9 protein-coding genes are annotated in these 15,135 nt (G+C 39.1%); 4 read left to right on the plus strand and 5 right to left on the minus strand.

Translation table 11 applies throughout. The annotated features are described in order from the left end of the window. Positions 1-118: 118 nt before the first annotated feature. From F6K18_RS13580 to F6K18_RS13595, 4 genes are all read right to left on the minus strand, one after another. Entirely contained in the window at positions 119-787 is a 669-nt protein-coding gene (locus F6K18_RS13580; RefSeq protein ID WP_287521503.1) for a LysE family translocator, read from the minus strand. Between the two features lie 40 nt (positions 788-827). Next, complete coding sequence (locus tag F6K18_RS13585; protein ID WP_287521504.1) at positions 828-1,817, minus strand: hypothetical protein; 990 nt, start codon at positions 1,815-1,817, stop codon at positions 828-830. Positions 1,818-2,398: 581 nt separating this feature from the next. Continuing rightward, positions 2,399-6,004: a pyruvate:ferredoxin (flavodoxin) oxidoreductase gene (gene nifJ / locus F6K18_RS13590; protein WP_287521506.1), complete on the minus strand. Its 3,606-nt coding sequence runs from the start codon at positions 6,002-6,004 to the stop codon at positions 2,399-2,401. 833 nt (positions 6,005-6,837) lie between these two features. After that, complete coding sequence (locus F6K18_RS13595; RefSeq protein ID WP_287521508.1) at positions 6,838-7,335, minus strand: hydrogenase maturation protease; 498 nt, start codon at positions 7,333-7,335, stop codon at positions 6,838-6,840. 172 nt (positions 7,336-7,507) lie between these two features. On the opposite strand from F6K18_RS13595, the gene F6K18_RS13600 reads away from it, so the two are divergent. The 3 genes from F6K18_RS13600 (at position 7,508) to F6K18_RS13610 (ending at position 13,222) form a co-directional block, all read left to right on the plus strand. Beyond that, positions 7,508-8,470: a HAMP domain-containing sensor histidine kinase gene (locus tag F6K18_RS13600; RefSeq protein ID WP_353735073.1), complete on the plus strand. Its 963-nt coding sequence runs from the start codon at positions 7,508-7,510 to the stop codon at positions 8,468-8,470. A 392-nt stretch (positions 8,471-8,862) separates the two neighbouring features. Next, entirely contained in the window at positions 8,863-11,925 is a 3,063-nt protein-coding gene (locus F6K18_RS13605; RefSeq protein WP_287521510.1) for an ATP-binding protein, read from the plus strand. Positions 11,926-11,941: 16 nt separating this feature from the next. Further along, positions 11,942-13,222 carry a response regulator gene (locus F6K18_RS13610; protein WP_287521511.1) on the plus strand — a complete coding sequence of 427 codons (1,281 nt, stop codon included), beginning with the start codon at positions 11,942-11,944 and terminating at the stop codon, positions 13,220-13,222. A gap of 338 nt (positions 13,223-13,560) precedes the next feature. Here the strand turns inward: F6K18_RS13610 and F6K18_RS13615 are convergent, their stop codons facing one another. After that, positions 13,561-13,725 carry a hypothetical protein gene (locus F6K18_RS13615; RefSeq protein ID WP_287521513.1) on the minus strand — a complete coding sequence of 55 codons (165 nt, stop codon included), beginning with the start codon at positions 13,723-13,725 and terminating at the stop codon, positions 13,561-13,563. 259 nt (positions 13,726-13,984) lie between these two features. Between F6K18_RS13615 and F6K18_RS13620 the strand changes: the two genes are divergently transcribed. Next, entirely contained in the window at positions 13,985-15,097 is a 1,113-nt protein-coding gene (locus F6K18_RS13620; protein ID WP_287521515.1) for a mechanosensitive ion channel family protein, read from the plus strand. Positions 15,098-15,135 lie beyond the last annotated feature (38 nt).

Raw genomic sequence — 15,135 nt, forward strand, 5'->3', positions numbered from 1 at the left:
AAGTCAAAAGTGAAAAAGGCGTAGAAGGCGTAGGTTGGGTTGAGGAAACCCGTTAGCGCAGCTCATCCGTAGGATAAATCCAACAAACACCTATTTGGTATCGAGCTGATTACAAATTCTAGCCCATAAATTGTAAGGTGCTGTGAGGAAAAAGCCAGAACTTTGCGAATCCCAACACCGAAAAAAATAGACCAAAAAAGATTACTAAGGCTGCAGCAATACGGTTCAAAACAACCAGATATATTTGGTTTAAGACTTTTTTCAGAAAACTGAGGAAAGTCACTAAGATTAACCACCAAAGGGCTGAACCAATGAAAATACTGGATAGGATTACAGTCAATAAAAAAACTTCATTATAGTCAATCATGTTAAAAATTTCTGACTCAGTTATTAGGATACTCGCTACGATTATACTTTTAGGATTTGTTAGGGCAAAAAGTGTCGATCCTAGATAAGTTTTGATTAATCCTGACTTTTGCATATTATCTGCATTGATATCAAATATATCTTTGCGGATACTAGAAACTCCAAAGTAGCAGAGAAAAAAACCACCCATGATTTCTAATATTCCAAGGTAATTTGATAATAAGGATTTAACCGCAACGAGTCCTGAAAATCCTATAAAACTATAGGTAGTATGAGCAGTAGCCGCTCCTAGTCCTGTAGCAAGGCCATACTTGCTACCATAGGATAAAGTATTTTTTGTACAAAGGACTGCGTTACCACCAAAAGGCAAGGCAATAAAGAAACCTATAAAGATACCAGATAGCAATAATTTTGTAATCATTAATCACCTATTTAACACATTAAAGTTATAGATTCACAAATTAAAGAAGTGGTTTTACTAAAACTTCTTCACACAAAAAAGGAGCCGGAACATAATGCTCCCCAAGGAAAGAAATAAATTTTTGCAAATTAGATTGATCGTTAGATGCAACAAGTTCATAAAAATTAGTGCTATTCCAAATCATATACGCATATTTAAAGTGATAACTTATAGAATCTACTAACTCATCTAAGGTCACTTGACATTGCTCCATCTCTTCGAGTATCTGCGAAACTTTTTGATCAATGTCAGCTTTAGTAAAGTAATGGGCCTTAAACAGGTTATCCTTTAGATGTTCTCTCCTTTCATACTCATCACGGACAGGATTAATCAGCTTTTCACAAAAGATCATTAATCCATCACTTTTAAGTACTCGCTTCACATATGCAATTTGAGCTTTACGATTAGGATGATACATTTGAAATGTTGTATTTTCATAGATGACATCAAAACCATATTTGAGATCAGGACGATCATTTCTTGCTGAAATATACTCAGGTGTGATGTCTACAAAAGGTCCGATATAAATATCGGAATAGCTGTGTTGGCAAAGCTTATGGAAATTTTCTCCATTGGCTGGATTTGGAGAGTCAGTTAAAGTGCTAATCATACCTTGCGAATATTCAGCCAGTGTTCTTGCATTTGTGCCATCTGCTGAACTTACCTCATAATAAGTAAAAGGCTTTTTCTCATCTTTTAGTCGGTGTTTTGCCAACCTTTGTAGAGCTACACCGATTCGGCATTGCTCTTCTATAATAAAGGGAATACTGGCACAGAAATGTTGATAGAATGTTCCTATATTGCGTTGAAATACACTGTGATATTCCCGATCTTCATTGCTTTTACTTAAAAAGTCAGAGGTTGCATATACGCTTTGTGTAGGTGCTTGAGAGATACCCGCAGCAATATTCTCAAAATGTTTCAGGAGAGAGGTTACACGAGGCCCTTTAAGCATAGTAGCCCTGATTTTATCATAGTCAAATACTTTCATATTTAAAAAATACCAGTCGAATTCTATCTATGATCCCTGCCACTATACCACAAAGGGGGTTGGGGGGTTAGATTTTTTTCATCCATAGTTCTAGACTAGACGTGCTAGTAGTTTGGGTTATAAATATATAGGGTTTGCGCTCAAAAGTCTTATGGGTAAGGGTAGGAGACAGGAGACAGGAGACAACCCACCCCTAACCCCTCCCAGGAGGGGAGGGGAAGACAGGAGGAACGGGGAATGAGCGAGGAGGTAGGATTCATTAATTGATAATGGATAATGGATAATGGATAATTACCTCGGATTTTAACCGTTACGGAATTGAATATAAGGAAATATCCTAGCAATTTTTCCCCTTAAAAGGGGAGGCTTTAAACCACAATTATTTAATTAGTATATGTTGATAATTCTATAATTACTTCAAGCCTTTAATCTCCCCCACTCCCCTACTCCCAACTATACAATAACTATTCAACCGGATTCTATATTAGAACTCAAAAATGCGTAATTCCTCAAACTATATCTTGTTGTTGGGTTAAGCGCAAGCGCTTAACCCAACCTACAGTTTTATCCCTCGGAAACTACTAGCTATTAGTAGTTTTTTCTGGTGTTTTCATAGCATCAGAATTACCGTTACCGTTACCATTGGAAATTTCTAATTTTCGAGCTGCCAAATATTCATACATCGCATAACGAGTATTGACATCTTCCTGCGCTTGTGCTAGTAACTCTTTGGCATCAGCAGGTTTACTCTTGGTGAGCATTTTGAACCTGTTCTCCTGATACATCGACTCACCTACTGGTTTCTTGGGCGATCGCATATCCAACTGCAAAGGATTTTTACCTTGTTGTACTAAGTCTGGGTTATACCGATACAACAACCACCGACCGCTTTCCACAAGTGCTTTTTGATGACTCATGGCAGTAGTCATATTAATTCCATGAGCAATACAATGACTATAAGCAATAATTAAAGATGGTCCGTCATAAGCTTCTGCTTCCAAAAATGCTTTCAGGGTATGTTCGTCTCGCGCTCCCATTGCTACACTGGCAACATAAACATTGCCGTAAGTCATTGCTATTAAACCTAAATCTTTCTTGCCTGATGGTTTTCCTCCTGCTGCAAACTTAGCAACTGCTGCGCGGGGAGTCGCTTTAGAAGACTGACCGCCAGTATTAGAATAAACCTCCGTATCCATAACCAAAATATTCACATTTCGACCGCTGGCGATAACGTGGTCTAAACCACCAAAACCAATATCATACGCCCAACCATCACCACCAACTATCCAAACAGATTTTTTCACCAGATAATCTGCTAAAGTCAGCATTTGCTTTGCTTCTGGCGAGTCTACCCCTTGCAATTTTTCCTTGACTTGGGCGACTCGCTCCCGTTGTTCCCAAATATCCGCTTCAGATTTTTGGGAGACGTTCAGAATGGCATCAACTAAATTATCTCCCACACTTCCCGCCACTTTTTGTAAAAGCTCCGCAGCAAACTGACTATGTTTGTCGAGAGACAGACGGAAACCTAAACCAAATTCGGCGTTATCTTCAAACAAACTATTTGACCAAGCGGGCCCGCGACCGTCTGCATTTTTTGCCCAAGGAGTTGTAGGTAAGTTACCGCCGTAAATAGAAGAACATCCAGTCGCATTTGCCACAACAGAGCGATCGCCAAATAATTGACTGACTAATTTAATATAGGGAGTTTCGCCACAACCTGCACAAGCACCGGAAAATTCAAATAAAGGTTCTTGCCATTGTTGTTGACGGATGCGGTCGAGATGGAGGGAGCGACGGTCGGGGTTAGGTAGACCCAAGAAGAAATCCCAATTTTCCCTTTCCTGTTCCCGCAATGGTAACTGCGCTTCCATATTTATTGCTTTGCGGGATGGCATAGATTTATTTTTCGCCGGGCAAATATCTACACACACACCACAACCAGTACAGTCTTCGGGCGCAACTTGAATGGTAAATTTCTGTCCGGTAAAATCTTTATCCTTGACACTTATAGATTTAAAAGTTGCTGGAGCATTATCTAACAAAGTCTCCTCATAAGCTTTACCACGGATGACCGAATGAGGACAAACCATAATACACTTACCGCATTGTACGCAAACATCAGGGTCCCAAGCTGGAATTTCTTGAGTAACGTTACGTTTTTCCCATTTAGTTGTTCCGGTGGGGTAAGTTCCATCACATGGTAAAGCGCTGACTGGTAGTTGGTCGCCTTCCCGAGAAATCATTTTGCCCAAGACATCCCGGACAAATTCTGGCGCTGTATCGGGAATGGGTGGTAAACGGTGGAGACTACTGCTAACTTCCGTGGGAATTTTAACTTCGTAGAGATTATCCAAAGTATTGTCAACAGCTTGTAAATTCATATTGACAATTTCCTGACCTTTTTTGCCATAAGTCTTTTGGATATATTTTTTAATTTGAGCGATCGCCTCTTCTCTGGGCAAAACATTAGCTAAGGCAAAGAAACAGGTTTGCATTACTGTATTAATGCGTCCCCTCATCCCACTGTCACTAGCAACTTTATTGGCATTGATGACGTAGACTTTTAAATTCTTGCGGATAATTTGTTCTTGAATTTCTACAGGCAACTGTTGCCAAACTTCATCGGGAGCGTAGGGACTATTCATCAGAAAAATAGAACCATTAGCTGCGGAGGTCAGAACATCTAATTTTTCTAGAAAACTCCATTGGTGACAACCGACAAAATTTGCTTGGTCGATCAGATAAGTGGAACGGATGGGGTTTGCACCGAAGCGGAGGTGGGAAACAGTTACAGCACCAGATTTTTTCGAGTCGTAAACAAAATAACCTTGGGCGTAGTTATCGGTTTCTCCCCCAATAATTTTAATGGAGTTTTTATTCGCACCGACAGTACCATCGGAACCCAAACCGTAAAACATTGCCCGCACCACATTATCTGGTTCGATAGAGAAACCTACATCGAAAGGTAAGGATGTGTGAGAAAGGTCGTCGTTAATACCAACGGTAAAATGATTTTTTGGTTTGTCAGCGCTAAGGTTGTCAAAAACGCTCTTCACCATTGCCGGGTTAAACTCTTTAGAAGATAAACCATAACGACCCCCGACCACTTTTGGCATTGCCCCTGACCATTCTTCATTCAGAGCAGTAACTATATCTTGATAAAGAGGTTCGCCACTTGCACCGGGTTCTTTTGTCCGGTCTAACACGGCAATTTTTTTCACAGTCTCAGGTAATGCTGCAACTAACCTTCTAGCATCGAATGGTCTATATAGTCTCACTTTCAATACCCCAACTTTTTCACCATTTGCAGTTAAGTAGTCTACAGTTTCGTGAACCGTTTCACAACCAGACCCCATCAGAATAACAACCCTGTCTGCATCAGGTGCGCCGTGATATTCAAAACATTGATATTGTCGCCCAGTCAGTTCAGCAAATTTATCCATTGCTTTCTGAACAATATCCGGAGTTGCAGTGTAAAAAGGGTTAACACTTTCCCTAGCTTGGAAATAAACATCCGGGTTTTGAGCAGTACCCCGTAAAACTGGTCGGTCAGGAGTCAAACCACGAGCGCGGTGAGCAAAAACAAATTCATCATCGATCATTTCCCGCAAAACCGTTTCTGGCAGCAGTTCAATTTTCTGTACTTCGTGGGAAGTGCGGAAACCATCAAAAAAATGAATAAATGGCAGTCTTACCTCCAGAGTAGCAACTTGAGAAACAAGTGCCAAGTCATGAGCTTCTTGTACCGAAGCAGAACACAACATCCCAAAACCAGTAGCACGGGCAGCCATCACATCACTGTGGTCGCCAAATATAGAAAGACCTTGAGCTGCCAGAGAACGAGCTGCCACATGAATAACACAACAAGTCAGTTCCCCAGCAATTTTATAAAGATTAGGAATCATTAATAATAATCCCTGAGATGCTGTGAACGTGGTAGTTAGGGAACCTGTTTGCAACGAACCATGTACTGCTCCGGCAGCCCCACCCTCACTCTGCATCTCAACCACACTGGGAACTGTACCCCAAATATTTGGCGTGCCTTGAGAAGACCAAGCATCGGCCCATTCACCCATTGGTGAGGAGGGAGTGATGGGATAGATGGCAATGACTTCATTGAGTTTGTGGGCAACACGGGCAACTGCTTCATTACCGTCCAGTGTTGCAAAGGTTTTGTCACTCATAAATATTCTCCTGTGGAAATTCTCTGTTTATTTACAAATATCGTGGATTTGTTTAGTTGTTAATTTAATGGCCAAATGCTAAAATTCTACCTCTTTATTTACTTCTATAAATCTACATTTTTTTACCGAATAATTAAGGTTTAAAGCCTCTCCTTTAAAGTATAAACAAGAACATATTTTCCTTTGATTCAATCCTATCTGTTTTAGGGAGAGGTAATTATCAATTATCAATTATCAATTGTCCATTATTGAACAAGCCAAACCTTTGTGTTTTATATCACAACAATTCTTTTTTTAAGAGATTCGATCGAAAATTTCTGTATAGTTTTATCCCTTATTCCTTAATTAAGTTAATCCTCTCAGCTCTTGGTAGGGTGTGTTAGCGGTAGCGTAACGCACCACAGTGGGTAAGTCCTGTTTATCAAAAATTTCTGTATAGTTTTATCCCTTATTCCTTGATTAAGTCAATCCTCTCAATTTATAAAATAGAGGCTTAAAAATCCTCATTCCCTTCTATGGAATAGATAAAGGAAGGTTAGATTTTTCGGCGTTGCTGAATGGTAATGATTTTTAGATTAAGTATCAACGTAAAACATAAGTTTTTCAATTTTACCTTCAGCTACTTACCATTACATTTCAGCAACGCCGATTTTTCAGGTCTATCAGTTTGATAGGATATTTCTCAAATAACCTCTTACTTTTATTATCCGATCTATTTCTTCCTAATCGGACGATGACTTAAAATTTTTTTACAAAACTTGACTTTTGCACATAACAAAAACTTGAAAAAATAACTGCTAAATTAAAACTTTTTTCAATAAAAATTTTAAACTTTATTTAACAACAATTTGTTGAATTTGTGTTAAAGCATCTGTAATTCCTTGGGTTGTTTGTGAAGAAAAATTTTCCCCAAATTCAAAGTTGACTGCGGGTATTAATATCCACCAACTCGGAGGCACATTTTTATAAACAAATTGACTAAGAGCAAGTAGCGATCGTGGCTCCCCCGTATGCCCTATATTCAAACGCTGACTCTGCTCCACTCTCCCCCTTTCTAACTGGGTGTGGGGAGGGTGGGGAGATGGGGAAGTGTGGGGAGCGCAAAGTTGATAAACCTGTAAACCTTGTTCAGAAGTTGCCGGATAAACATCAACAAAAATAACTAATTCTGCTTGAGATATAGGTTCTGCCAATTCTGGAGTAAGTTGATGAACTGGGAGCGATCGGATGTTCTGAAATTCCCACTCTGCTACTAACTCTGCCACCCGTTGACCAGCACCATCATCACTGCGGAGAGTATTACCGTAACCTATTACTAATATTTCAGTCATAATTTATAAGTATTTTTGTATTGCAGTAATTAAATTATAAGTAGACATCTCCAAAAATAAAAATATAGCAATGTGCGCTGGCATATTTACAAATTGTAGGAATTGTCCAATAGCTAAAAGTCTTATATTATTCCAACGGAGATGCTGCGCAAACAGATTTTTATTCCCCCTATTGCCTCACATACGAGAACGTCAAAAAGCTGAAGCAGCAGTAATTAAAAAATCTCAAGAATTAGAAACAGCGCTAGAAGAATTAAAACAAGCTCAATTACAGATGATCCAGAGTAAAAAAACGTCGGCACTGGGTAATTTGGTTTCAGGAATAGGCCATGAAATGAATAATCCTTTAGGTTTGATTTCTGCTAGTATCGAACAAGCTAAACCTACTATTGCAAATATTATTGAACATTTACAACTATATCAAGAAAGTTTGACCAACAAGAGTAATGAAATTATTGACTATGCAGAAGAAATTGATTTGGATTATAGTTTAGAAGACTTACCTAAAATAATTGATTCGATGACTATAGCGTGGGACAGATTAAAAAATATTAGCACTTCTCTGAGTACTTTTTCTCGTGCAGATAAAGATTACCAAGTATCTTTTAATATCCATGAAGGTATTGATAGTACTCTGTTAATTCTCAAACATCGCCTCAAAGCAAATCAACATCGCCCTGGGATTGAAGTAATTACAAATTATGGAGATTTACCAAAAATTTATTGTTTTCCCGGTCAGTTAAATCAGGTATTTATGAATATTATTGCCAATGCTATTGATGCGTTAGATGAATCAAATACAGGTTTAAGTTTTGCAGAAATTGAGGTTAATCCTAACCGAATTAAAATTACAACTTCAATGGAAAATCAAGGAGTTAAAATTTCTCTTGCTGATAATGGTCAGGGGATGAATCAAGAAGTTAAAGCCAAGATTTTTGACCACTTATTTACAACTAAAGATGTGGGAAAAGGGACGGGTTTAGGATTAGCGATCGCCCGTCAAATTATCGAACATAAACATGGAGGAAATCTTTATGTGACTTCAACTCCTCGAGAAGGAACAGAATTGACAATTGTTCTTCCTCTTGAGTCAACAATTTCCATAACCTCATTAAAATGTCATTATTTTAAATAATACAACCTAAAAACATGAAATAATAACTGAAACTGAGTCGAAATCTGATATCAAATCCGTGGGCTACGGTTCCCGAGAAATCGGAGTAATATAATTTCTTCGATCTTCATACAATGGGTAAGGGCGAATGGCCATTTGCTAACGCCAAGCTGCCGCTAACGCCCCTACAATAGACATCTCCAAAAATCAAAAATCAAATCAATTATTATCAAGAAATTATCAATTATTCCTCCCTGTTCGCTGTTTCCTGTTCCCTATTTTCTGGAGATGTCTAATATAGACTCTGATCTTTAAAATACTGAATAACATGGATGCTACCGGATTTGATATTACTAGCACAATTCTATCAAACTTTATTTTAATACTAAATTTTAACACTAATTGAGGAAACAATGGCAGGAAATATTGCAGAATCTTGGAACTCACATAGAAACAAACATCGGTGGAGAACGACAATTGTTTTGCTCTGCTTGCTGTTGGCAGGGTATATGGGTAATTACTTCAAAATTCCCATAATTCTTCATATCGACTGGCTGTTTGGTAGTATTTTTACCATGCTGGTCGTCAGACTGTACGGGTTCGGTTGGGGCACGATCGCTGCCGCGATTTCCAGTTCCTATACAATTTTGTTGTGGCACCACCCCTCTGCCTTTATTCTCTACACCCTGGAAGCGATTTTTGTCGGTTGGGGACTGCGACGGCGCAGCAGCAACTTATTACTCCTTGATGTTTTTTATTGGGGAATTATCGGATTTCCACTTCTGTGGTTCCTCTATATCGTTGTCGCTAAAATTCCCCCTGAAAGTGTTTTATTCATTTCCTTCAAAAATCCACTCAACCAAATTTGCAATGCCTTAATTGCCAGTATGATTCTAACTCACACACCCATTGCTCAATGGTTTAGCATCAAGAATAAAACTCATGCCTTTGAGCAGACCCTCCTTAATTTGCTAGTAGCTTTTGTCTTACTCCCAGCAATGGTACTGACCATGTGGAACTGTCAGGATGCTACCTCTGTTCAAGAGAACAACGTTTTAGTTCGCCTAGAAGAAACCAGACAAAATGTCAGTACCGATATACAGAACTGGCATCAACAAAACCTGGAGAAGTTGGAAGCACTCGCATCCAATATTCAAGATAGCGTTCCGCTGTGGAATCGCTCAAACCGTTCCCAGAACCAGGAAACAATTCAAATTGCTCAACAAACCGTTCCCGATTTCCGCAATCTTTATATTACAAACACATATGGGCAGATTCTCAATTCAACCACTGTCGAAAACGCTAATCAAAATGTTACTCAACTAAACAGTTTACCACTTCAGGGTTTGTTAACAGCAAAACAGCCAATGCTCTCTGAGATGATAATGATATCCGATTCGCCAACGATCTTTCAGAGTATACCCATTTGGCAAGATGACAACCTAGTGGGTCAATTTGTTGCAGAAATTGATGTAAATAACCTGAAAAAAAGATGGCTATCCAGTCAGTCTACATCAACTCGGCTAGTGAGTTTACTAGATATACGAGACCGGGTCATTACTACCACTCGCGAAGATCTGAAAGTAGGGCAACCCTTTGATCGAGACCGGAATGGTGAAATTTATTGGATCGATCAAAATAGCTACCTTTGGGTACCGAATATTCCCAACACTGCTAAAGCCGTGCTTTGGAGAAAGTCATTTTACGTGCACAAGAGTGCTATTGACGGCGAGCTTCCATGGATAGTGGCGATCGAAACACCGACTGCTTACCATTTGGTAAAACTTGAGGGATTTTACACCAAAAGCTTGGCTATTCTGATGGCGATCGCTATCCTAGCACCTCTTTTAGCAAAACCCATTAGTAGTAGTCTAGTTAAACCCTTACTGCAACTTGCCAATCTCACCAGCAATTTACCCGATAAACTCACAGAACATCAATCGCTACAAATTCCAGCCAGTTCAATTACTGAAATTGAAACCCTGTCTAGTAACTTTCAATTTATGGCAAGTGTTCTGCAAGATAAATTTCAGGAAATTCAGCAAGCCAGTTTGGAACTTCAGCAAGCAAAAGAAACTGCTGACAGGGCCAACCAAGCCAAAAGCGAATTCCTCGCTAACATGAGTCACGAGTTACGCACTCCACTTAATGGTATTCTTGGCTATGCCCAAATCTTAAAACGCAGCGAACCTCTCACCCAAAAAGGGCAAAACGGCATTGATATTATTTACCAATCCGGTTCTCACTTGATGAACCTAATCAACGATATATTGGACCTCGCCAAAATCGAAGCCCGAAAATTAGAACTGCATCCCACAGCCATCCATCTGCCTTCCTTCCTGCAAAGTGTTGTTGAAATCATCCGCATTCGTGCCGAACAAAAAGGGATTACCTTTAATTTCCAGGTTAGCTCTCAATTGCCTACGGGTATTTGCGCGGATGAAAAACGTTTGCGTCAGGTTTTGATCAACCTTCTGGGCAATGCCATTAAATTTACCGAACGCGGTAGCGTGACTTTTAAGGTTGAATCCATTGGGGCAAAAATTCGCTTTCAGGTAGAAGATACTGGGGTGGGGATGACTCCAGAACAAATCGAAAAAATATTTTTTCCCTTTGAGCAAGTTGGCGATCATAAAAAGCAAGCAGAAGGCACGGGACTCGGACTAACTATTACCCGTCAACTTGCTGCGTTGATGCAAAGTGAAATCCAGGTTCAAAGTATTTTAGGTGAAGGCAGCACCTTCTGTTGGGAAGTTGAACTGCCTGAAGCAGAAGATTGGGCAGACACTTTGAGAGTCATGCAACAAGGCGTAATTCAGGGTTACAAAGGTGAGAAACGCAAAATATTGGTTGTTGATGACCGTTGGGAAAATCGTTCCGTATTAATTAATATTCTAGAACCCATCGGCTTTGAAATGATCGAAGCTAACAATGGAAAAGAGGGTATCGAACAGGTACTAAAAACATCGCCGGATTTAGTTATTACTGACTTATCTATGCCTATAATGAATGGGTTTGAGTTTTTACATAAGTTGCGTTCAGGAACTGACTCCGAAGGAGTATCCCATCCCCAACTGCAAAACAAAATTGTTCTCGTCTCTTCCGCCAGTATTTTTGATATTGATCGCCACAAAAGTCTAGATGCTGGGGGAAATGATTTCTTACCAAAACCAGTGCAAGCTAAAACTTTACTAGAACTGCTGCAAAAACATCTACAATTAGATTGGATTTATGACGCAAATAACACTGAAAAACAGAAGATTGAGGTTGTTGCCGATGAAATCCAGCCACCTGAAACAGAAATCTTGCAGCAAATCTGGGAATTAGCCCAAGATGGAGAACTTGATGGCATCATAGAAATCGCTGAACAACTTCAGGATAACAATACTGCTGCCTTTACCCAAGAATTGATCCGCCTTGCAGAAGCTTGCGAAATCAAACAAATGCGAGCATTTATTCAAAACTACCTCGTTTAATAAGGAGCAGAAACCCATGCCAGATCCAACCCAACCATTTATTTTGATTGTGGATGACAAACCCACTAACTTATCTGTGTTGTCAAAATCCTTAAAAGCTGCGGGCTATAAAGTCCGCATGGCAGTTGATGGTGAAGATGCTCTAGCCCAAGTACAACGCCATCACCCAGACATGATTCTGCTGGACATTGATATGCCGAAAATAGATGGTTTTGAAACCTGCAGTCGTCTTCAGGCAAATCAAGCAACTAAAGGGATTCCAGTCATTTTTATGACAGCTATCGCTGATACCGAAGACAAAGTCAAAGGTTTGTCATTAGGTGCAGTCGATTACATCACCAAACCCTTTGAAGAAGCGGAAGTGTTAGCTCGCGTCAAAGTCCACTGGCGATTAAAGCGACTGACGGATACTTTAGAACAGCAGGTGAGTGAACGGACTCAGGCGCTGCAACAAGCTCAAGTGCAATTGGTACAACAGGAGAAACTCTCGGCGCTGGGGCAATTAGTGGCTGGGGTTGCCCATGAAATTAATAATCCAATTGGTTCCATTGTTGGTAATGTCAGTGTTGCACAAGATTACATCAACGATCTATTAGGTATCATCGATCTCTATCGCGAGAAATTTCCTCAACCCGGTGCAGAAATTGAAGAAGCACTGGAAGCAAGCGACTTAAACTATATGCGAGAAGATTTACCAAAGTTAGTTAAATCTATGAAAGACGCTGGTGATCGCATTCAATCAATTAGCAGAAGTCTTCGCACCTTCTCCCGCGCTGATAGCGATACAAAAAGACCTTTTGACTTACATGAAGGGATTGATAGCACTATCCTGATTTTACGCCATCGCCTCAACGCTAACGAAAATCGTTCCGCCATTGAAGTTGTCACCGACTACGGCAATATTCCGGAAATTGTTTGTTTTTCTGGACAATTAAATCAGGTGTTTATGAATATTTTAGCCAATGCCATTGATGCTTTAGATGAATCCGATCGGGGAAGAGATACAGAAAATCAAGCTCATTCTAATCTAATTACCATTAAGACGCAACTGGTAGATGAACAGGTGAAAATTGCGATCACTGATAATGGCAAAGGAATGTCACAAGAAGTGAAAGCCAAGATTTTCGACCATCTATTTACGACTAAAGCAATAGGGAAAGGAACAGGATTAGGATTGGCGATCGCCCGTCAAATCATAGTCGAAAAACATGGTGGAGAGATTGACGTTGATTCTATACTAGGAGAAGGAACTGAATTTATAATTAGTTTACCTACAACAGCAAACAGAAAAATTTAACTAAGCTGGATAGCAAAAGTCATCTAAAGATGACTAAAGGGAACTGACTATTATGATTAATTAACTAGGTATCAGCTTTTCGATCCGGAATGCGACCCTTGCCAGCATTTAGCTGGAGTGCTTGAAATTCGAGGGTAACGGTCCCCCACAAGAGCTTGAAAAAATTAGTGGTGCGCCTTTTATCCCACATTCGGAACTTCAAGAGCGTATCATTAAAAGTAGTATATGAATCTGTAGCTTGGTAGATATTTATACTATGCAAATCATCTCAATACTTTTTTCGTTCATCGATCTTCCTAGTAAAAAATTTACGCATAAATACTTGCTCTGATGATGACTCAATCACGGCAGCTATAATTTTCTTCTAAAATTCTGTCTCCTGTTTTCCCCTCCTGGGAGGGGGAGGGGCGAGGGGTGGGTTGTCTCCTGACTCCTTCTTCGGTTGCTACATTTTGTGGTGCGGAATGTGGGTTTATGAGGGGAAAGAATCCCCCATTATACAACGTGAAAAGCTGTTTTGCTACGCAACATGTTTGCGTAGCATTCCGCAGGAAAAGGCGGTAGCCTTGGGTTAGCAATATGCTGTTAACGTTTGCGCAGCATGACCTAGGAAAGTTCCTCCGTAGGAGGCTAGCTGAGTGCTGACTGCTACTTCAATGAGACTTGATATAAAGCCTTCCCTCTTTCTTCTTCCTTTTTAAATTATAACTGTTAAACCCAATATGGTATTATTGAACTCCGCTTGACTAATATCGGATAATTATGGAAGCAATTTGGCAAATCATCAAAAATCTCACAATTCTGAATATACCAGTAGGAATAATATTTTTTATAGTCCTGGTTTTAATAGCCACATTAGCCTTAAAACAATTATTAACCACAATTGTAATTAAGCGAATTGAGGCTTTAACTCGTAATACAAAAACAACCCTTGACGATCAATTAATTGTAGTTATTAAAAAACCCATAGGATGGTTTGTCTATTTAATGGGATTGTGGATAATACAATCAATACTGACAGATTATATTACTCCTCAACTAAATCAAACAATTACAGGAATTATTAATTTAGCAATAGTAGGTAATGTAGCACTAATTGTTTACCGTACATCTCCTATTTTAGGAGAGCTGCTACAAAATTTATCAGCTCAAACAGATACCGAATTAGATGATATTATTAGCCCCTATATTCCGAAGCTATTTAGGTTAACTGCTATCGTAATTTTTGGTCTAAAAGCAGGAGAAATATTATTGGGAGCTTCTGCCACTGCAATTGTTGGTTTAATCGGCGGTGCTGGTCTGACATTAGGTTTATTATTTAAGGATATTGTTGGTGATTGGTTAGCAACAATTGTCATTTATAGTGATAGTTTATATCGAGTAAATGACTGGCTTTTATTACCAAGTGGTAGTTGGGCAGAGGTAAAAAATATAGGTATTAGAAGTACAACAATTTATATTGGTTTTGAAGGAGCTATTCAAAAAATTCCTAACTCTAAAATGATTGATGGTAGCATTAAAAATTTATCTCAACAGCCCAACGAACGGAAGAAAGCAGCTATTAATTTATATATTAAGATTGACGGAATTTCATCTAAAAAAATAGTCGCTCTTAATGAAAAAATTCGAGCAATTTCCCAAAATATTGACCTTTTATATGATTCTTGTATAGTCAGATTTAATGGTTTGGAAAGAAATGCTCGTGTGATTAGAGTAATTGGATTTACTAATGATTTAGATAATTATTCGAGAGCTTATGACGAATTAAATTTAGCAATATTGGCTTTATTGGAGCAGGAGGGAATAGATTTATTTTATGTGAATATTCTTAGTGACACAGAAACTTATAAAACTTGGCAGTATCGTAAAAATTAGGCAATAAATATCTAATATTATGTTCAGTGCTCAGTTGC

The organism is Okeania sp. SIO2C2, assembly GCF_010692625.1.
GTDB classification, from domain to species: Bacteria; Cyanobacteriota; Cyanobacteriia; order Cyanobacteriales; family Microcoleaceae; genus Okeania; species Okeania hirsuta.